The sequence below is a fragment of the Brevibacterium sp. Lmc1 genome, assembly GCF_057654315.1.
In genome coordinates, this window is record NZ_CM172803.1 from 2,420,347 (window position 1) to 2,439,558 (window position 19,212).

The following is a 19,212-nucleotide window of genomic DNA, read 5'->3' on the forward strand; positions in this document are numbered from 1 at the left end:
GAAGTTGTCCTAGACGTGAACGCTGGTGGTTGATGGTGCTGTCAACGGCCCCTAGTTAGCTTCTTCGAAAGAAACTATCTGACCGCCAATCTCCGCCTGAAGATCTACCGCACTTTCGGTGCTGCCATCGGTTGCAATAATCCAGTTCTCTCCAGTCAACCAATCGCCCATCCCCTCGGCCTTATCGGACTTCTTGACCTCTGTGATTTGGTATTGCACCCCGGAAGAATCCTTAAATACCGACAGCTGGGACGAGTCCCCACACTCACCCGACTGTAATGCGCCGGTAACGGTGTCGGACTGGCTCCAGTCGTCACATGTACCGCCCGCGCCTGTGAAGGCCTCGCGGAGTTCATCTACATCTTTGAAATTACCGCCAGACTCGTCGGGGCCGCAGCCTCCCAGAAAACCAGCCATGACGATGACAGAGACAAGACCTAAAACGCGCTTCACTATCGATTCCTATTTCTATTTAACAGCTTCGAGCTTCTGAGTGCACTTGAACAAAGTGCAAAATTTGCACCCATGGCTGGTTAGGTTGCGTCTGAACCACGCCAGTCCGAAAACATCCACGTCCGCTGCGGCATTTTGCCCACAGACCATGGTGCTTCCAACACTCCGAAATCGGGAAACATTTTCGAGTACAACTTGATGTTAGGCCAGCTTGTCTCGATCTCTCGCTCCCTACTCGGCAAGTATCCAAACCGTTATGTATAAGAGTCCCAGGTCCACTCTTCCTCCTTGGTTACGGACACCAACGACATCACCGAATCAAGCCTTCTGGCAAAGCCCAAAGTGATACGACTGCACGGCGGTGCGATCCACAATCCGGCATAATCAGAAACATGAAACACACTACGACTACCGACCTCGCCAAAGAGTTCGGAATCACGCGTGAAGACGTCCGAGTCGTACTCCGGAAAGAGTATGGAACACTTGCGAACCCTCACAAAGAATGGCGTCTCGACGAGGAGCAGACTGCTCGAACGCGAGAACTCCTCACAAAAATAGTCGCAACCAAGGACAAAGATCAGTCACGCGGTGATGACGGCTCTCTCCCTTTGAACGATGGTGCCGTAGTCCACGAAATAGCGGTCAAGGTCTTCGAACACATCGTAGACGGCGGATCAGTCTTCGCGGATGTCGATGTCTTCACTGACGAAAATATCGAGGTGCTCTTTAAGCGATTCGTTGGCGCTCCGGAAGTCGACGGGGACAGCTCGTTTGCCGGCAAGTTAGCGATTCAGTTCGACGGCGTGGCAGATGGTCCAATTCTCCTCTTTGCCGAGGCAGTCCTGTTGCAGATTGGCCCACTCGACCAATTCAATTTGGACACCAAGATCAGGTATGTCCAGGAAGTCTTGGACTTAGCGTCGGAGTCATACGCCATACCGGAATACGTCCAAGAGGCTCTTGGGCACGGGACGTTTGGTGGAGGTCAGCGCTTCAGCATGAAACGCTACGAGCACATGGTCTTCGTTCTCGAGCTGATTCGATTCGTTCGTACATTGGACCGAAACGATCAGCAGGCTCTCCTCCGTGATCCTGTGAAGTGCGCTGAACTCGTACGAAGTGCCCCCGGGCCGTACGAGCCGTCCTTACGCAACTCGATCATCTATCAACTTCACCCTGACTACTACCAGCCGATCGTTTCGGAGAAGGCCAAGGCTCAGATTGTCGAGGCGTTCTGTGCTGATGTTTTGGGCAGGGAGCCGTCCGATAACCTCGACAGTGATCTTCACGCACTCGATCAGGAATTTCTCCGAAGGAATGGGCAGCGACCGAACTTCTACTCCGAAGAGCTTCGGCTGGAATGGGATCCATCATTCGACGGATACTATGACTCCGCGCTAGATGAAGAAGAGGACGAATACACCACTGCAGATATCGTCGACGAAGGGAGCTTCTTTTCCGCGTCGTTCCTCGATCAAATAGTCCAGGCACTTACGCACGAGAAGAACCTCATCCTCGAGGGGAGCCCGGGAACGGGCAAGACATGGCTCGCACGACGCATCGCAGCTGCGGCAACCGGATACAACGACAACGACCACATCCGATCGGTTCAATTCCACCCTGGCACGTCGTACGAAGACTTCGTACGCGGCTGGCGGCCCAAGGGCACAGGAAAGCTTGCGCTCGTCGACGGTCCTATCCTCGAACATGCGCAACGTGCATTCGACGATCCCGACAACAACTATGTCCTCGTGATCGAAGAAATCAACCGCGGTAATCCTGCTCAGGCCTTCGGTGAATTGCTCACTCTGATAGAAGAGTCAAAACGAAACCCAGATGATGCACTCGACCTCGCCTACATGCACGACGATGAGGAACCCTTCTACCTCCCGGAAAATCTCCTCATCATTGGAACGATGAACATCGCTGACCGCTCGCTAGCGCTGGTCGATTTCGCGCTTCGCCGGCGCTTTGCATTCCAGAGGCTCGAACCAATGCTCAATGACGCCTGGCGCGCTGAGGTTGTACGTCATGTGGGTCCTGAGAACGACGAGAAGGTCGTCGAGATCCAGCGTCGCATGACAGACCTCAACGATCAGATTGCTGATGACCGGATGTTGGGTCCGGCCTTTCGCATAGGCCACTCGTTCGTAACACCGACCTCCGCTGTCGACGATATTGACCGCTGGTTTACAAACATCGTCAACCGCAAACTCGTTCCGCAGCTCGAAGAGTACTGGATCGAATCCCCCTCGATAGTCGACTCAATCGCGGAAACCCTCCGCAACCCCCTCTGATGAGCATCGTTGTAGGAGCAGGACGGACGCGCATCGAAGTCCGCAGTCTCTGGTTCCTGCTCGTGTACGCCTCGGAAATTCTGGACGACCTTGCCACGCCCGATCGGGAGATACTGCTATCTGGCGAGCACGACAACGACCTTCTAGATGCAGTCGGCCTGATCCTCGTACGCGACGTCGAAAAGAGGTTGCGTTCCATGCTCGCCCCCAACTACGAACGGAAAACAGAAGCATTGACCCGGGTGCGAGGAAGGATCAACCACTTAGGGACAGCACGTCGACGCTTGATGGATTCAGGACGCGTTCTCTGCAGTTATTCCCAGCACACTGTCGACCTACCGCGCTACCGATACATGCTCGTCACTCTCCGACTGCTTGCGGAGACAACAACTTCTAATGAGCTCCTTGAAGGCTGCGCACGAGTCTCCCAGCTAGTTGAGCGGCGAGGCGTTCGACCAATCGATCCGTCTAGAACCGATCTTGCCCGAGAGCAGTATGGTCGCCACGATGCGATTGACAAGACGTTGGTTCGGCTGTGCGCTTTGGTCCGCCAGATGAGGCTGCCTGAACATTCGGAAGGAGACATCGACGTGCCAGTACTGCAAAATGACGAAGCCGCTCAACACAGGTTGAGGAACCTGTTCGAAACGGCGGTTCGGAACTTCTATCGGTTTCATTTGGAATCCAAGGGGTACAGCGTTCAAGCAAGGTCTCGTCAATGGTCCGACGGAGTCGAAACCTCGGATCATAAATTTCTGCCCACTTTGGACATCGACGCACTCATCCGTTCAAACGAACGCCAGATCGTCCTCGAATGCAAGTTCGGACCGATCTTCGAACAGCCGAGGTCGTTCGGAGCCGCTGCCTTAGCTCGACAGCCCAAGCTCAAGGCCGGGTACGTCCGACAGATCTTCACCTACTGCGAAGTATTCGGAAGCGACGCTCTCCCCACCGAGGGAGTCGTGCTTGCGGCAAGGGTGTCAGATAGTCCAGGCCGGGATCTCGATCTCCAATTGGGCCAGTGGCCAGTGCGAATCAGAGAAATCGACCTGACAGCGACTCCAAGCGACATCAGAAGTGCGCTACTCTCTGCAATTGATCAATGACCCAGCAGATCATCCCCCGTGGAACATGACTCGTTGAGTTCATGTAGACAACTTGCGCTCAGCAAAAGAACTGTGACAATCCAGTTCGTAAGGCATGTGTCGCTCAGAGCACTTCAGCTTCACCAACGACGACCTACCGCGTGATGTCGATCTGTTTAAGTTCGAGATTAGCGTTTCCTCAGTACCTCACCGTGCCGAACCGCTGTGACCGTACCGTCGAATACCGCAAACTCTCCCCCGATGAGTACTGTCGAGACTCCGCTCGCAAGTTGCCAAGGATCGCCATACGTCGAATTTTCACGGACTGTGTCAGGATCGAATATTGCAAGGTCAGCAATGTTTCCCTGTGCGACTAGACCGCGATCGACCAACCTCATCCGTTCGGCTGGTTGACTGGTCATCTTGCGGACAGCCTCTTCCAGGGTGATCAGGCCTTCGTCGCGCACATACTTGCCCAGTACCCTGGCGAATGTTCCGAACGAACGGGGGTGCGGCATACCTTCCCCTTCGGGCTTCAGTGTCCAACCGTCGCTCGCGACCGAGACGAGCGGATGAGAAAGCACCTTCGAGACATCGGCAGGATCCATCGCGTGGTTGACAATCCCGACAGAGGCCCCGTGAGCTGCGAGGACACGCATTGCAGCTTCTTCTGCGTTGCAACCCGCTGCTCTACCGATCTGCGCGATGGAGCTCCCGATCGCCCATGTGTAGTCGTCATCACTGTCCCCGTTTCCGAGAGCAGAGATAACGACTCCCTCAGGATCGATGTCTCTTCCAAATCGAGCTGCCATATCGCTTGCAATCCTCGACCGCGTCATCGGATCAGCGAGTCGTTCCAACAATGCCTCCTGCCCACCGTCCATCGCGTATCCGGGCAGTCTCGAGGTCAGTCTCGTACTTGAGGCTGTGTATGGATAGACATCGGCTTTGACATCGAGTCCATCCTCTCGCGCTCGTTCAATCCGTTTCAACGCGAGAGCCGGCGAGCCGTAGTTCTCCGGCCCCATAGCTTTGAGATGGGAGATCTCCAACCTGGCTCCGGCCGCAGTGGCCGCTTCGATGGCTTCGTCGACCGCGGAGAGAAGACTGTGGGACTCGTTCCTCATATGCGTCGAGTAGAGCAGATCGGCCCCTGCAGCTTCCGCTACAAGTGCAGCTACTTCGTTCGGCTGAGAATACATTCCTGGAGCGTAGATGAGTCCGCTAGAGAACCCATATACTCCCGCTGAGGCCGCCTCCGCGACCTGTGCCTTCATCTCTGCCAGTTGGGCCGTGTCCGGAACGGCGTCGACCGGTCCCATCACGTACGAGCGAATACTCGACAACCCGGCTTGCAGGGCGATGTTAATACCTGGTCCGATTACTTGCACTGCCTCGGCGAACCCCTGAGCTCCGGTCCATTCGGCGGTGAATTCTGCGTCTAGGTGGGCATTGTCGAGCTGGATCTGAGCAACTGACCGTGCTGGGAATGGCGAGGACCCGCAGTTTCCGACAAGAGCAGTGGTGACGCCTTGCAGCAGTTGTGTCTCTGCTGCAGGATCTGCCATGACTGAGAAGTCAGAGTGGGAATGCAGATCGATGAAGCCAGGGGCAAGCACTTGGTTTTGAGCATTGATTGTTCGACGCGCCCGTGTCTCGTCCAGCGAATCGACATGGCTTTGCGACTTTTCGCGCTCCGCCTCGCCAGAGGCAGCCTCGCGGGTGTCGGAGACTTGGACGATTCTTCCGTCGCGGATTCCGACTTCCCCGTGGAATCCCGGACGTCCGCTGCCATCGATGATGTGTGCGTTGGTGATGAGAAGATCAAACATTGTTTACCTCGTTTCGACGAAGAGGATGAGGAAGTACATGATGCAAGCGGGAACTAGGAGCATCCATCCTGTGAACAGCATGTTGCGGAGGTTCGTTGACCGGGCGAGTCCCATGACTCCCACCATGTTTCCGTTGGGGAAAGGCCCGTAGGTGTCAGCTTTCGATGCGAAGAGAAGCACAATGACCCACGAGCCGGCGCTCACGCCGAGCGTAGTTCCGAGGTCGCCGAATACCTTGTCGAGCAGAACCACCTGCGCCGCAGTAGCTCCAGGTACGCCGACCCAGCCCAGCAGAGCGATGATGATCGTGAAGACGAACGGGGACGCAGATTCGAGCTGTGCGCCGAATAGGTCCATGACGACGTCGAACGGAGCCAACTTGTCGATGATGATGAAGAGGGCCGCTAGCAACCAGAACAGGATGAAGATGCTGATGACCTGCGAGCATCCTCGATAGATGGTGGAGACGATGTCCGCTACTCTCATCCGACTTGCGATGGCGGTGGCGACGCCGAGGATAGGCAAAGCGAGAAGGGGGAAAGTGGTTCCGGCCGACGTGACAGCGGCGAAGACAACAGATACTGCTAAGAGTGCGAGAAAGACGAACGTCGGCAACCGCGATCCGGGGGTCTCACCAGATTTCGCTTCTCCTACTTCCTCGGCCGAATAGAAGTCATTCTCTTTGGCCGTCCAGCGCTGCATCAGCGCTACCACTGGCACTCCGACTACCAGGGAGAGCAGGGCAATCGGTCCGCCACCGTAAAGGACGTACTGTCCGTAGTTCACCTCGGCCGCTTCCATGATCGCGACATTCGAGCCTGCGAACGGCGCTAGGGCAAGCCCTGCACAACCGCCGATGAAAAGCATCGACGCCGTAGCCGACTTCGTGTACCCAAGCCGAGCAGTAATCGGGAGGAGAATCGGTGCGGCGATCGCAATGGCACCGGCCAGCGTACCGAGAGCCGCCACCAGGATCAGGCAGGAGGCCATGACGCCGAAGACCATCATGTTTTTGCCGCTTCGTCCGAACACGTGCATCACGGTCGAGACGATGCTTTGAGCAACACCGGTAACTTTGAGAACCTCGCCGACACCTGCACCGAGCATGATGATGAGGCCGATGATCGTGATCTGGTCTGCCAACGATTCACCGAGCATCTCTCCGATCTCGATGGCTCCCATCTTGGAGATGATGATGCCTGCGACCACCGCGACGACAGTCGCCACGACGATGTCCATCCCAAGGATCGCCAATACAGCGTAGAGGACAATTGGGAGAAGCCCCCACAGCGTCGGACCATCGGATATGAAGGCTGCGACAACGGCGAGGACAACGCCAATCGAAGATATGACCCAGATCAACCTCGATCTGCCCGGCGTTAGCGCCGTCTCATATGCGTTGGATGACGTCTTCGAAGTTGGTGTATCGGGAAGAGCTTCGTTGCTCACTTAGTTCTCCTAAATCAAGGGTTATGACGTATCAATCAGTGTCCGTTAGATGGAGGCCTCAGCTAGAACCTCCCTAGTGGTCTGTCCTCGCCTGAGAAGTACGTATTGTTGGTCCCGATCGCCGTTGTAGCCGTAAATTGGGATCCGAGGCAATAGGTTGTACGAGAAGTGGTTGCTGAAGTAGTACGCCCCAGTTTCTGGCACAGCCACAATGTCTCCAGACTCAAGAGCCGGCAACATTGTGTCTCGTGCTAGAAGGTCACCAGCGAAACAGGCGGGTCCTGCAATATCGTGAGCGACCAGTTCTCCCTGTTCTTTCGGCGAACCGTCGGCATCAAAGGGCAGAATTCGCAATGGCCAATCTTTCGGCGCATAGGCAGTTCGAGTCGCCACCTGAACGCCCGCATGAGCAACTGCGATTTTGCGATCACCAGCCGACTTCACGTACTCAACGCGTGTCACCATCGTTCCGGTTTTGGCGAGGAGAGCTCGCCCGAACTCTGTCACGAGGTCGAAGCCGAACAGTTCAGGAACAGCGTCTTCGAGGGCCTTACGATAGTCTGCGAAAGTAGGAGTAATTTCTTCGCCGGCGAAGTTGACTGCAAGTCCTCCCCCAATGTCAATGCGCTTGATCTGCTTCTCACTGCCGCCACGGCGCGCAGATCGATCGTTGATTTCTTGAGCGAGTGCGACGACTTGCGAAATCCCTTGCGCAGCGTGTTGGAGGCTGACCCCTTGAGAACCCGAATGTATGTGGATCTGTGTTAACCAAGGACGGTTCAAATAGGCCCGAATGACTTCAGCTCGGGTACCTGGATCAGATAGTCCAAATCCGAACTTCGAAGTTGTCGAGGCCGTGCTCAGTGCTTCGATTTCTCCAGAGCCCGTCTGAGGATTGATTCTCAGACCGATCGGTGGCATAGCCTCACGGGCCGACAAATGATCCAGATCAGACAGTATTTGATCTACCCGGCAAAGTTCTTCGAAGTTGTCGATGTTCATCGATACTCCGAGCTCAAGCGCTTGCCTCAGCTCAGTCCAGGTCTTTGCAGGTGAGTCGAAGACGATCTTGTCCGGAGCGAACCCAGATGCCAAGGCCAGTGCAAGTTCGCCCTTGCTCGCAACCTCACAGCCAGCCCCCTTGTCAGCGTATCTCTGAAGTAGCTCCTTGACCGGTACAGCTTTACAAGCAACCGCGTGGAGAGCCGTACCCGGAATATTAAAAGCTGCGTCAAGTTCTTGGAAGAGGACGTCCAGAAGGTCTAGATCGATCAAGCCCACTAATGGTGTTACGTCGTCTAGATGCGGGAGGCCGGAGCCCGGGAACTGTTGCGCCAGCGAGAATATCGCCTGCATCCGCCTTGAAACGTGGTTGGGATCGATAGGTCGGCACGGCGTTGTGCTAAAGCTTGTTGGCATGATCCCAATCATAAGCACCTGTTGAATGATAGAAGCGACAATGAATGCACACTTTTGGATAGATCTCATTGTGCGTAAGTCACAACCAAAGCACCAAAGTCGCTATCTTGGCCGATGCAGCAAACTGGCCGAATACCAGATGTACTCGCATTCGAGGAGGAAGGAGTATTCAACTCTCTTCGGCGGCTGGAAGCGTGGACAACCATTCTCCATAAAGACGGTCTGATCTCTTCACAGCTAGCGCTACAGTGCAACTTTCGGGACTGAGCCAGTCGGCGTCATGAGATGCGGGAAAGAGCCAAGACAAACTATTCGATCTGTATGCCTCAAAGAGCCACAGGAGCACATCGAGTCTCTCTTGGGCGAGGCCCACGAGGCGCAATGGCTCAGCGGCCCGGCCGCTCAAGCCCACACACAGGATCAGCGTGAGCAGTTGACACTTGTCGTTCGGGCCCATAATCGTCCTGCGCTGCCTCGACAGAACCACTTTCGAATGTCGTACCTGCTGAGAGAACTACAGGATTGACGTCACGTCGATCCTGTCTTCGTGCGCGCCGGCATCCTAACACCCGTCAGTCCAGAGCATCGATGACCGTCATGCCACCAAACTGCCATGGGAGCCCCCTAGAAACATTTTCGAATACATGTTCTAATAAAGGAATGGACCTCCATTTCTGGAACACTGATCGACTGTCCGCCTATGACGCGAAGGCACGTCGCCGCTTCGTTCGCGTCATGGGCTTCGGCGCATCGGGATACCCGGATGCCATCGGACTCAGCGAGGTATCGAATACTGCGCTAAAGCATCTGGACCGTTTTGCCGACGACCATGGCTATCGTTTGATCCGTCGCAGTCGCGATGATTTCAGATTCCACGTCGTACTGATGATCTCCAACGAAGATCGGATCATCTCGCGGAACGTCTACACGTCGGTCGACGCGGTTGACGGCGCTGTAGACAGCGAGGCTGCCATTGCGACGGTCGAGGACGACACCGGATCGATCTTCAGCATCGCGGCCGTCTACAACTACTCCCCTTGGCCTAACGTTCTGACCGATGTCCAGGCATTCGCCGATCGGAATTCTGAAGGTCGTCTAATCGTTGGGGGCGACTTCAACATGGCCAGGATGCTCGATCACGATAAGGAGCTGCGGCACTTGGGCACCATCGCTTTCGAACGCATTAATCGCGACTTGGGGTGGACTGAAGTCCTGCCAGGCTCGTCCGGCGATGAAGTTCCCACGTGGCCAGTCGGCCCCTCGGCCGGAAATCGGCCGCGCCAGCTCGATCACGTCTTCGTCAAGGGGCTGTATGACTTCTCCGCGGAATGTTCAGTGACCATCCCACCAGAGGAGGACGTCCGCCTCTCCGATCACGCGCTTCTTCAGGCCCGTCTCCGCCCTGCTCAGGCGGAGTTCACCCGAGATATTTCGCGATCGGTCCTTGCGGCACGCTGATCCACACATTATCCCCGGCCGCAATCGAGCGAGCTCTACGATCGAAATCCCCTGGCGAGAATTGAACATTGAAATAGAGTTCCTACCGGACGTGGCCACTGCAATCTAATCTGGGCCGCTCTCTATCAGTACCGCCCTCAACGCTTAATAGAGCAAAACAGGCACACTGGAAGTATCGATCGACATCTTGCCCCGGATCTCCGGCCCGGGCGGAGATCGAGCCAGCAGCGAAAGTCGCCGGCTCGATCTCCCCGCTTGTGGTCAGGCCACCGCAGTGGCATCAACCTCTTGGTCAGAGGTCATCCGACGAGGCGTGAATGCTCCGACGATCAGCATGGCTGCGGCAGAGACGACAAGACCCACCATCGCATAGGGAACCACCGAGCCGACTGCCTGAGCAATTGCAGCTCCCGCGACTCCGCCTAGAACTCCAGCAATGGCACTACTCGGCCCGAGCAAGCTAGTACGTCGAAGCATGAAGCCGAGGAAAATGGGACAGAATAGTCCAGCTGCAGAATATGCGTAAGAGGCAACGATCCAATCGAGCGCACCGGGAAATGCTAATGAGAGTACAAGCGCGAGAGCAAGGACAACCACACTGAACACTCGTGAAAGCGACAGTTCTCGGCCAGGTGAAACCGCCGTCTTTGAGTATGACTTCACGAGGTCTTGGGTCACGTTGACGACAACCGACTGAACAGCACTGGTCACGGTCGACAACAGTGTCGCACAGATAAAGGTCGAATAGAGGACGGCGAGGATCAGCGGCATTTGAGAGATGACGGTGCCGGCGGCGTCTTCGGGGTTGGCGAGATCCGGATTCATTGAGTATGCCGACATGCCAAGTATGGCTGCATAGAACTTGGTGCCAAGGAGCAGAATGCCAGTGCCGATGAGCGACCATATTACGGCTTTGAGCGTGCTTGCAGCGTAGATTCGCTGGAAGTACATCTGGTTTGTCATCGTCCCTGGCAACACGGACATGAACCACAGCGCGATGGTGAGCAGGCCAGGTGCAATGAAGCCGTACCAGCTGGAGCGTTCCGGGGTGGCCGTTGCCATAACCTCTGTCCATCCGCCGGAACTGTTCAGGGCGAAAAACACCGTCGTGACACCCATGATCACCATGAGCCCTCCGAACAGGGCATCTGTCCAAGCCACCGAGGTCATGCCTCCTGGCAGCACGAAGATAAGTCCGACGATCGCAAATCCGATGGCGAGGAGAGTCGGACTGATGCCAGTGAAAGTACTGAAGAGATTTGCGAAAGCAACGAGCTGCGTGCACAGCCAGCCGAAAGGGACGACCATGGTCATCAGTGTGATGATCGTGGTCAAGAACTTGTGATTTCCATAGAGCTTCTTGATGATGTCTGGCAGGCTGACGAACTCGTGAGCGCGAAGCCATTTTGCTAAGAAGATAAGCCCCATTACCCCGCCGGCAGAGAAGAGTCCGTACGTGATTACTCCCCACCCGAACTGATAGCCCAGGCCCACTTGAGCGACGAGCATTCCTCCGCCCGAGGCGGTCGCAAACTGAGTCAAGAGAACTACGATGAACGGGAGACTGCGCCCACCGACGGACCACCCCTCGGCGCTTCGTGACTTCCGACTTATCCAAATTGCAAAAAGTACTGTCGCGACGAGGACCAGGGCGTTGGTCGCTAAATAGAGTACGGGTTCAGACATGGGGGCTCCCTAATACAGACTGGTTTGTTCGTAGATCGATGCCTACCAGTCAGCACTGTGGAGCGAACTAGGTGCGGCGGTTCCACCGCCGCCACCCGAATATCAGGTTCTCACTGTTCGGGTAGCAGTCAGCGGCCGCCTCCCTCCGAGCGGAATATCGCTCGGCTCGTGTCTCCACGGAAGAGGCTTTGACTGTAGACCACCGGCCACCCATCGCTCGTTGAACCCAAACGTGTAATCAGCAGGGCTGCTGTCGGCGAAGTCGGGCAGGAGAGCAGATGCTCTTCGTCCTCAGTGAGGATCACCGGTTCGATCGCGGTGCTGTCGTAGTTGATCTGAGTATCAAAATCGTTCTGCAGGATGTCCCACAGAGGCAGAGACATATTTGAATTCAACAAGTTGGGGAAACGACGGGTAACAAGCCAGGAAGTCTCCAACGCGGCGGGCTCACCGTCGATATAGCGAACACGCTGCAACAGCGTGAGGGCCTCGTTAGCCGCCACCGACAGACGGCGTGCCATGGTCGGATTGACCTGGTCCGCAGCGACTTTCAGGAGCTGATGGTCCGTGTCGGAAGGAATCGAGAACTTCAGGTCCAGGACCGAAAGGTCTCGCTTCTCCGGGTTCACGAATGTACCTCTTCCGCGTTTTCGAGAGAGATATCCTTCGTTGACCAACGCCAGCACAGCTTGGCGAATGGTTGAGCGACTCACTTTGTACTTTTCGCTCAATTCCAGTTCTGCGGTGATTCGTTCTCCGGATTCCCAGCTGCCAGTGCGAATCTTCTCGATGAAGATCTTCCGCAACTGCGCATGGAGAGGTTCCGCGCTCGTTTCATCCAATCGTTGCTCTGTCACTTCGCTGTCTACCTTCCGTTGGTATCAGCTTACGGTGCTTTATCATGGCTTGCCCCTCCTTCCTCTGTTTGATCAGTCGAGCTACCGAAGCCCGATCTCGAGCAAGTACGTCCTTTTCGACACGTCGTTGACGTTCGGTCTCTTTAGTCGCAGGTCCACCGCGAGTCACACGAGCTTGCGCGTTCTGGTCCGGATCGAGGGCTTTGACGACCATGTCCTCGGAGACCTGGAGGCGGTAGCCGACGACGTCTTCAGATGCAGCGGCAATGTCTTCGGCGGTGATGGATTCGGAATTCCTTCCCGCTGCCAGCGTGTCCTTCACCAGCGTCCCAATGATGTGATGGGCCGTTCGGAAGGACAGATCGTGCTCTCGGACGATGCCGTTCGCAAGTTCGGTCACGCAGCTGAAGTTCATCGATGCACGACGACGCATGAGTTCGGTATCGAAAGACATGTGCTCGAGAGTGTGGGTGAAGAGTTCGATCGAAGCCTTCGCCTCCGCAATGCCATTCCAGACCCAGCTGAGTGATTCGACACTGGATTCGCGCGAATGAGAGTAAGGAGCGGATTTGAGTGCTGTGAGGCTCGAAATCCAAGCAGCCTCGACATGCGCGGCTTTCGCCTTGATGTGCTCGAGTGTCACAGGGTTCTTCTTCTGAGGCATGATGCTGCTCGTCACGGCGATGTCGGCATCGACCTCAAGGTAACCGAACTCAGCGGTCGCCCAAACTTGCAGTTCAGCCCCGAAGCGGCTGAGATTGTTCGTGAGGATCGCCAATGCGCCAAGCGCCTCGACCGCGTAATCGCGTGAAGCGACCCCGTCGAGTGAATTGTCCATCGGCCCGTCGAACCCAAGCGCCTCTGCCGTAAACTCTCTGTCGAGGGGAAACGTCGTCGACGCCATGGCCCCACTACCCAGAGGGCACTGGTTGGCTCTCTCTGCAGTCGCAAGGATCCTTTGATGATCCCGCTGAATGGCCTCGAACAGTGCAGTAAAATAATGAGCCAGCGTAATCGGCTCAGCTGCTTGCAGATGGGTGTACCCGCTGACCACATCTCGCTCGTGCCGGTCAGCGAGACACAGCGCGGTGCCTCGAAGTCGGTTAACGAGTTCGAGAACTTCAATCAGTTCTTCTCGCATCCGCATTCGAGCAATAGTCGCGAGAATGTCGTTGCGGCTTCGACCGGTATGCATTGAGCCACCGATCTCTGGACCCACCTTGGCGATGACTGCCGCTTCGATGGTGAAGTAGAGGTCTTCGTGCCTCGGGTCAAATGGCAACGCCTGCGCGCCCTCGCTGAGAATGGCGTCGTTTGCAGTGTTCAAGGCCGATGCTGTCCGCGCATCGAGCTCGCCAACCAGTTGCAACATGGCGATGTGGACTTTGTTGACTTCGATGAAGTATTCGAAGCTCGCGGCCAGATCGCGCTTCATGGCGGGATCAATCAGAAGGCGATGCACCACACCATCGGGAGTGCGGTCGAGTCTACTCACAGATAAAGTCCTAACATCCGAATGTCCGTACAACGTGATACACACTACACTATTGCGCGAACTCCGCAATGGCTAAGCTTGGGTGCTTTCAAATGACACCGATTCGCTACTTGCATATAAGCCGATCAGACACTTCGAGAATTGCCTCACAGCCCGAGACCAGGCACGGCTCGACCAAGCGGCGCGATGGAACCGACCCCTTCGAAAAAGCCGCAGAGACGCCGCAACATTTCGCAGTCCCATTTGCATGAGCGGGAAGCCTGGGCACTCCCCACCCCTCGATCTCACAGCATCGAGTCCCGCAGCCGCCGAACATGCAAGTCCAACTGCACGCGGCCAGCCGGCTTCTAAAAGTAATTACTTATATTCTATTGCCATTACGTTTGAACGTGTCTAGCATCACAGTATGGCGACGGCGAAGCACCTAGAGATCCGCGAGAGTATCGAAGCAGACATCCATAGAGGGCTCTTCGACGTGGGGCAGAAACTCCCCACGGAGAAGGAACTCATGGAGCGTTTCGGCGTCAGTCGCAACCCCGTGCAGAAGGCAATGAACGCCCTGGTGGAAGCCGGCCTCGTCTCTCGCAAACGCGGATCCGGAACGACCGTCGCCTCCACCGGCCTGCGCACCAACCTGCTCCGGATGATGGATCCTTCACTGACCAGCCCCGAGGTCGACGGCGACCACAAAGTCGTCAGCGTCGAAGTGTCCTCAGCCGAATCATTTCCGCTCAGCCGGAACGTGTTCCCAGCAGGGCAGCCGACTGCTGCGCTGACGAGGATGAAATACAGCTCTGATGGTCACCCACTGGCGCTCGAACGGTGCTGCATCAACCTCAGCCGTGCGCCCGAAGTCCTCTCGCAGAACCTTGAACACCTGACGACGATTGCCTATTACAACTCTCTCGGTCTTGGGATCAGACGAGCGAACACCGCGCTCAGAGCAACTCTGCTCGAATCGTTCGATGCCAGCCATCTCGAGATTTCCCCCTCGGAACCCGTCATCTGCCAGCAGCGCACCACCCATCTGGTCGATGACTCCATCATCGAGGTCGCCGAGTTCTACATTCACCCCCGAAATATGACTCTGGAGGTCAGTCAAATTGATAACAGCTAAACCCGAGAAGATTGCAGTTATCGGTGCCGGCATCATCGGAACGATGACCGCGTGGCAGCTCGCCACGCGCGGATTCGACGTCACCGTGTTCGACCAGTGGAACTCCCCCAACGACCGGGGCGCATCGGCCGGCGAGTCGCGAATTTTTCGAACCATCTATAAAGAGGGCCCGGAGTATGTGCCCATCCTGAGGAAGTCCTTCGACAAGTGGCAAGAGCTTCAGACGAATCAGAACACCTCTGTGCTGACCATGTGCGGCGGGCTCATGATCGGGAGTCCCGACGTTGAGGACGTTGCGGCGGTCATCGACTGCGCACAGGCCGCGAACCTCGACCACGAAGTGCTCTCGCAAGCGGAGATGGCGAAGCGGTACCCGCAGTTCGGTCTCGACAGCGACGAAGTCGGCGTCTTCGACCCGGTCGCCGGAGTGTTTCGCCCAGAAGCAGCTGTCCTCGCCGCCCGCAAAGAAGCCGAGCAGCTCGGGGCGACTTTCAAGACCTATTCTCGTGTGCTCAATATTCGCCCTCTGAGCGATTCGGTCAGGGTCGACACCGCTGAGGGCGCTCACCCGTTCGACAAGATCGTTGTCTCCACAGGCCCGTGGGTGAACGAACTGACCGAGTTCGACTCCAGGACCGTCGAGGCATTGCGCTTGGTCGCCATGTGGTTCCCCGCCAAGGACGTCCCATCACACACGCCAGACAACATGCCGATCTCCATTCGTCGACACCCCGAAGGCGGATTCTCCTGCTTCCCAGCCCTCGACGGACTCGGAATCAAGATCCTTCCCCACCACCTGGCCTGGCAGACACTCGACTCGGTCGATGACCTCCCCCGCTTCATCGAAAACGAAGTCGTCCTATCGACCGAACACGCCGTTGCCCGCCTCATGCCTGGGGTCGACCCGATTCCCTACCGCGTATCCACATGGACTGAAGGATTCACCGTCGACGGTGCCCCGATCGTCGGCCCTTCAAGCGCAGACTCACGCATCGTGCTGGCTGTGGGCATGTCCGGTCAAGGCTTCAAATTCTCACCGATGATGGGCTCCATCGTCAGCGACTATGTCCAAACGGGCACCTCATCAGATGCGATCGCAATCATGGACTCTCAGCGTTTCGATCGGAGCTCGTCATGAACATCGGCACCACGATACTCATTTCGGCCACCGCTGCCATCGTCATCGGCATCGGAGCCCTCATCTCGTTCTATGTCGGCAAACGAGCCAAATCCAACGACTCCTGGGTCGTCGGCGGCCGCAACCTCCCGCTCTACGTCATCGCCTTCACCCAATACGCCACCGCAGTCGGCGGCGGCGTACTCGTCGCCCACGTCGGCATCGCCTACGCATGGGGCCTTTCGGTGTTCTGGTACGAACTCTTCGTCATCGTCGGCCTCCTCGTCATTGCGATCTTCGCAGGATGGCTGCGCCGCCGAACGTTCTCCACCATTCCCGAAGTCTTCACGAAGCTCTACGGCGAGCACAGACTCATGCTCTCCATGGTCGCGCTGGCCGTCATCGTCGTCCCATTCGGCTGGTTGGCCACGCAGTTCATCGCCTTCGCCAACCTCTTCAACGCGGTCACGGGCATCGGGATCACGCCACTGATCATCATCATGGCCGTGGTCTCCATCGCCTTCGTCCTTCCGGGCGGACTGACATCAGTCGCGTGGTCGGACTTCTTCTTCGGCGTCTTCATGGTCATCGCATCGATCGTCGTCGGCGCATACGCGATCATCAACGCCGGCGGACCGTCGACGATCGTGAAGAACCTCCCGTCCGAGCTGACCACTATGCCTACCGGGCTCACAGCTGCCGGCGGATTGACGATCTTGCTGTGGCTGTTCTCCATCCTCCCGGGAACTCTGACCAACCAGCTCTACTACCAGCGCATCTTCGCTGCCAGCAACGTCAAGCAGGCCCGACAGGGCATATACCTCAGCTGCATCCTGATCGGAATCTCCGGTGTCTATGCACTCATAATCGGGGCCTCAGTTCGCAGCATGACTAACCAATTCAGCATCGACGGCCGCGAACAGGCGGCAGGGTGGTTCCTCGCCCAGCTGCCCGTTTGGCTCATTGCGGCCTACGGTGCGTTCCTCATGGCCACGATCGTCTCGACCACCGGATCGGCACTGCACTCGGTCGTGGTCAACCTGGTCAATGACCTGAGGCCAGCGTTCGTCAAAAACAAGGACACGTCCTCTGACCTTGTCGCAATGTCTCGGTGGTGCACCATCGCAGTCTCCGCAATCGCCGCAGTCCTTGCCATCGTCTTCCCCACCGCGCTCAACTGGCTCGTCGCCACGTACGCCTACTCGGCCTCGATGCTGGCTGTACCGTTCCTCCTCGGCATGGTCCTGACCAACAAATGGATCCTCGACGTTTCAATCGGATACGTCTCCATGGCGGCCGGCCTCGTCGTATGCGCGGTTGCCCACATCGCAGGAACCACCATTCCCTACGCAGTCTTCGGCATCATCGCGAGCCTCATCGCCTACCTGATCATGATGGCCGTAAAGAAGCCGCAGGCCCGCACAGTCTCCGAAGAAGAAGGAGCCCTTTCATGAAGATACTCGTCATCGGTGCAGGAGTCCTCGGACTCACTACCGCATTCAATCTCGTCGAAGACGGGCACGACGTCACGATCGTCGACAAGACCGGACCCTACGCACAAGCGAGCAGTCGCTCGTTCGCCTGGATCAACGCCAATCACAAACTCCCCTCCGAATACCACCGGCTCAACCGTGCCGGAATCGCAGCTCACGAAGACTTCCAGAAACGATTCGCCAGTCACGGAACCTGGTTCCGCCAGCACGGGTGCATCATGTTCAACAGCTCACCCGACAAAGCAACCGGTTTGGACGAGCGATACACTGAATCGGCTGAGCTTGACTACCCGGTCGAACGAATCGGCTCCGACCGCCTACACGAGCTTGAACCCGCTGTCAGCTGGCCGACAGACTCAGGGCTGTTCTTCCCTCTCGAAGCTCACTTGGACAACGAAGCGTTCGGCAGCCTCATTGAGGGCTTCCTCGAACAAGCCGCCGTCGTTCCGGAAGTTGCAGAAGCTGTCCGAGTGGACACCAACGCAGACGGGGCCTCGGTGAAATTCGCTGACGGAGGCACTCGGAACTTCGACCAAGTGATCATCGCTGCCGGCGCAGATTCTGGAGCAATCGCAGATCGATCTGGCCTCCTATTGCCGGTGGCAGATCTGTCTCACCCCGGACCACGGACACACAGTCTGCTGGGTGTCACTGCTCCTACAGACGTGGATCTTAACCGGATCATTATTTCCGACAAGATCAACGTGCGTCCCCGTCGCGACCGCAGCATGTTCGTTCAGATCCCTTCAGTGGAAGCTCGTACCGAAGAAGGAGATAGTCAGGAGCTTCTCGACGAGGTCCGGGCCGTCATGGAGGCCGAGCTCGAGTCGGTGTTCGGACAACGAATTCCGGTCGACAAAGTCATCTTCAGCGGACGCAGCTTCCCGGAAGATGGGTTGAGCATCGTCGGATACCTCGACGACCACCACCGCGCTTACTCGCTCGTCACCCACAGCGGAATGACCATGGCTCCCCTACTAGGACGGCTCGTCGCTGATGAAGTTCGAGGCGACAACTCGCACCTCCTCAGTACGTTTCGTCCGTCCCGCTTCACAAAGGGAATCACCCAGGAGTCGCCGACGAACTTTATTGGCCGACAATAGTAGCCGTAGCCAGAGTCGAGTGCCCGGGCAAGTTCCTTTCCCGGGCACTCGCCAGATTCCAGTATCAGCCGAGTCTCAAAGTAGCATCCCCAATTTTTGCGCATCGGAGTAAGAGCTGAGTTGGGCTGAACCCGGCTCGTCCACGCCAGCTGTGATTTTAGTGCATCGTCAGTTGAGGTAATTCACCTCAAACCTGATTGCCGCAGGCGCAACATAGTCGGCATCGAATACTTGCGCATACTGGCCGAAGTCGTCAGATTTGACCCATTTGGCGACCGACCCCCCCCCCCCCCCCCTACCGTCGGTTGCTGCTGAAACGCTCGCGCCCCCCTCGAGCTACTGACCTACAGT

The 19,212-nt window shown here is 56.8% G+C and carries 14 protein-coding genes; 7 read left to right on the top strand and 7 right to left on the bottom strand.

All coding sequences use genetic code 11. From position 1 onward, the window contains the following. Positions 1 to 51 precede the first annotated feature (51 nt). Positions 52 to 453: a hypothetical protein gene (locus AC239G_RS10870; RefSeq protein ID WP_487488825.1), complete on the bottom strand. Its 402-nt coding sequence runs from the start codon at positions 451 to 453 to the stop codon at positions 52 to 54. Between the two features lie 392 nt (positions 454 to 845). Between AC239G_RS10870 and AC239G_RS10875 the strand changes: the two genes are divergently transcribed. Both AC239G_RS10875 and AC239G_RS10880 read left to right on the top strand, forming a co-directional pair. Further along, entirely contained in the window at positions 846 to 2,750 is a 1,905-nt protein-coding gene (locus tag AC239G_RS10875) for an McrB family protein (RefSeq protein ID WP_487488826.1), read from the top strand. Then, a complete protein-coding gene (locus tag AC239G_RS10880) occupies positions 2,750 to 3,856 on the top strand; it encodes a 5-methylcytosine restriction system specificity protein McrC (protein WP_487488827.1) in 1,107 nt (368 codons plus the stop codon). Before AC239G_RS10875 ends, AC239G_RS10880 begins: the two co-directional genes overlap by 1 nt. 167 nt (positions 3,857 to 4,023) lie before the next feature. On the opposite strand, the gene AC239G_RS10885 is transcribed toward AC239G_RS10880, so the two are convergent. The 3 genes from AC239G_RS10885 to AC239G_RS10895 are packed head-to-tail and all read right to left on the bottom strand — an operon-like array spanning position 4,024 to position 8,535. Further along, the gene (locus tag AC239G_RS10885; RefSeq protein WP_487488828.1) at positions 4,024 to 5,667 is read right to left on the bottom strand and encodes an N-acyl-D-amino-acid deacylase family protein; all 1,644 of its coding nucleotides are present in this window, start codon (positions 5,665 to 5,667) and stop codon (positions 4,024 to 4,026) included. A gap of 3 nt (positions 5,668 to 5,670) precedes the next feature. Further along, the gene (locus AC239G_RS10890; RefSeq protein ID WP_487488829.1) at positions 5,671 to 7,116 is read right to left on the bottom strand and encodes a Na+/H+ antiporter NhaC family protein; all 1,446 of its coding nucleotides are present in this window, start codon (positions 7,114 to 7,116) and stop codon (positions 5,671 to 5,673) included. Between the two features lie 45 nt (positions 7,117 to 7,161). Next, on the bottom strand, positions 7,162 to 8,535 hold the full coding sequence (locus AC239G_RS10895; protein WP_487488830.1) for a type III PLP-dependent enzyme domain-containing protein: 1,374 nt from the start codon (positions 8,533 to 8,535) through the stop codon (positions 7,162 to 7,164). Positions 8,536 to 9,195: 660 nt separating this feature from the next. Here AC239G_RS10895 and AC239G_RS10900 point away from each other — a divergent pair. Continuing rightward, entirely contained in the window at positions 9,196 to 9,993 is a 798-nt protein-coding gene (locus tag AC239G_RS10900) for an endonuclease/exonuclease/phosphatase family protein (RefSeq protein WP_487488831.1), read from the top strand. A gap of 261 nt (positions 9,994 to 10,254) precedes the next feature. Here AC239G_RS10900 and AC239G_RS10905 read toward each other — a convergent pair whose 3' ends face one another. From AC239G_RS10905 to argH, 3 genes are all read right to left on the bottom strand, one after another. After that, complete coding sequence (locus tag AC239G_RS10905; RefSeq protein WP_487488832.1) at positions 10,255 to 11,679, bottom strand: sodium:solute symporter family protein; 1,425 nt, start codon at positions 11,677 to 11,679, stop codon at positions 10,255 to 10,257. Positions 11,680 to 11,807: 128 nt separating this feature from the next. Then, a complete protein-coding gene (locus AC239G_RS10910; protein ID WP_487488833.1) occupies positions 11,808 to 12,536 on the bottom strand; it encodes a GntR family transcriptional regulator in 729 nt (242 codons plus the stop codon). Then, positions 12,514 to 14,031 carry an argininosuccinate lyase gene (argH, locus tag AC239G_RS10915; protein ID WP_487488834.1) on the bottom strand — a complete coding sequence of 506 codons (1,518 nt, stop codon included), beginning with the start codon at positions 14,029 to 14,031 and terminating at the stop codon, positions 12,514 to 12,516. Before argH ends, AC239G_RS10910 begins: the two co-directional genes overlap by 23 nt. 406 nt (positions 14,032 to 14,437) lie before the next feature. Here argH and AC239G_RS10920 point away from each other — a divergent pair, with 406 nt between their 5' ends. The 4 genes from AC239G_RS10920 to AC239G_RS10935 are packed head-to-tail and all read left to right on the top strand — an operon-like array spanning position 14,438 to position 18,861. Then, positions 14,438 to 15,148: a GntR family transcriptional regulator gene (locus AC239G_RS10920; RefSeq protein WP_487488835.1), complete on the top strand. Its 711-nt coding sequence runs from the start codon at positions 14,438 to 14,440 to the stop codon at positions 15,146 to 15,148. Further along, positions 15,135 to 16,286, top strand: coding sequence for an N-methyl-L-tryptophan oxidase (gene solA / locus AC239G_RS10925; protein ID WP_487488836.1), 1,152 nt, complete (start codon positions 15,135 to 15,137; stop codon positions 16,284 to 16,286). Before AC239G_RS10920 ends, solA begins: the two co-directional genes overlap by 14 nt. Further along, positions 16,283 to 17,719, top strand: a complete 1,437-nt coding sequence (locus AC239G_RS10930; RefSeq protein ID WP_487488837.1) for a sodium:solute symporter family protein — start codon at positions 16,283 to 16,285, stop codon at positions 17,717 to 17,719. The genes solA and AC239G_RS10930 overlap by 4 nt, the downstream gene beginning before the upstream one ends. Beyond that, positions 17,716 to 18,861: an NAD(P)/FAD-dependent oxidoreductase gene (locus AC239G_RS10935; protein WP_487488838.1), complete on the top strand. Its 1,146-nt coding sequence runs from the start codon at positions 17,716 to 17,718 to the stop codon at positions 18,859 to 18,861. Before AC239G_RS10930 ends, AC239G_RS10935 begins: the two co-directional genes overlap by 4 nt. The last annotated feature ends 351 nt before the right edge of the window (positions 18,862 to 19,212 follow it).

Bases quoted from the DNA above. Each gene is read 5' to 3' on its own strand.
- AC239G_RS10875 (WP_487488826.1), top strand. From the start codon at position 846: ATGAAACACACTACGACTACCGACCTCGCCAAAGAGTTCGGAATCACG.
- AC239G_RS10880 (WP_487488827.1), top strand. From the start codon at position 2,750: ATGAGCATCGTTGTAGGAGCAGGACGGACGCGCATCGAAGTCCGCAGT.
- AC239G_RS10885 (WP_487488828.1), bottom strand. From the start codon at position 5,667: ATGTTTGATCTTCTCATCACCAACGCACACATCATCGATGGCAGCGGA.
- AC239G_RS10895 (WP_487488830.1), bottom strand. From the start codon at position 8,535: ATGCCAACAAGCTTTAGCACAACGCCGTGCCGACCTATCGATCCCAAC.
- AC239G_RS10900 (WP_487488831.1), top strand. From the start codon at position 9,196: ATGGACCTCCATTTCTGGAACACTGATCGACTGTCCGCCTATGACGCG.
- AC239G_RS10905 (WP_487488832.1), bottom strand. From the start codon at position 11,679: ATGTCTGAACCCGTACTCTATTTAGCGACCAACGCCCTGGTCCTCGTC.
- AC239G_RS10920 (WP_487488835.1), top strand. From the start codon at position 14,438: ATGGCGACGGCGAAGCACCTAGAGATCCGCGAGAGTATCGAAGCAGAC.
- AC239G_RS10930 (WP_487488837.1), top strand. From the start codon at position 16,283: ATGAACATCGGCACCACGATACTCATTTCGGCCACCGCTGCCATCGTC.
- AC239G_RS10935 (WP_487488838.1), top strand. From the start codon at position 17,716: ATGAAGATACTCGTCATCGGTGCAGGAGTCCTCGGACTCACTACCGCA.